General features: G+C 39.1%; 1 protein-coding gene. It reads left to right on the top strand.

Going from position 1 to position 894, the window contains the following annotated elements:
• On the top strand, positions 1-894 hold an 894-nt coding region (locus NXS11_RS10860; RefSeq protein ID WP_259201280.1), incomplete at both ends, for a Rib/alpha-like domain-containing protein.

The following is an 894-nucleotide window of genomic DNA, read 5'->3' as shown; positions in this document are numbered from 1 at the left end:
AAGTCGACTTAACAGATAACGTTGATTTAACAAAACTGCCAAAAGGAACAACAGTTAAAGATGTCACACCAGCTGGAACAATTGATACAAACAAACCAGGTGATTACACAGGAAAAGTAGAAGTAACATATCCAGATGGTTCGAAAGACACAGCGGATGTACCGGTAACAGTAAAAGAAGCGGCAAAAACACAAGCTGACGAAAACGAACCAAAAGTAACACCAGAAGTAGTAGAAAAAGGTGGCAAAGTCGACTTAACAGATAACGTTGATTTAACAAAACTGCCAAAAGGAACAACAGTTAAAGATGTCACACCAGCTGGAACAATTGATACAAACAAACCAGGTGATTACACAGGAAAAGTAGAAGTAACGTATCCAGATGGTTCAAAAGATACAGCAGATGTACCTGTAAAAGTTAAGGCATCACAAGCTGATGAAAATGAACCAAAAGTGACACCAGAAGTAGTAGAAAAAGGCGGCAAAGTCGACCTAACAGACAACATTGACTTAACAAAATTACCAGAAGGAACAACAGTTAAAGACGTCACACCAGCTGGAACAATTGATACAAACAAACTAGGCGACTACACAGGAAAAGTAGAAGTAACATATCCAGATGGTTCGAAAGAAATAGTAGATGTACCGGTAAAAGTACAAGATACAGTTGCACCGGAAGCACCAACTGTTAATCCTGTACAACCAGGTGACAAAGTGATCACAGGTAAGGCAGAACCAAACGGAACAGTAGATGTAACATTACCAAACGGAGATGTTATCAAAGATGTACCAGTAGATGGAGAAGGTAACTACAAAGTAGATGTACCAAAAGGTGTAGAAGTTAAAGAAGGCGACAAAGTTAAAGTTGTAGCGAAAGACAGCAACGGAAACGTAT

The sequence above is a fragment of the Staphylococcus americanisciuri genome (genome assembly GCF_024814435.1).
GTDB lineage: Bacteria > Bacillota > Bacilli > Staphylococcales > Staphylococcaceae > Staphylococcus > Staphylococcus americanisciuri.
Note: the sequence above shows the minus strand (reverse complement) of the source record. Positions and strands in the feature narration are given on the sequence as shown.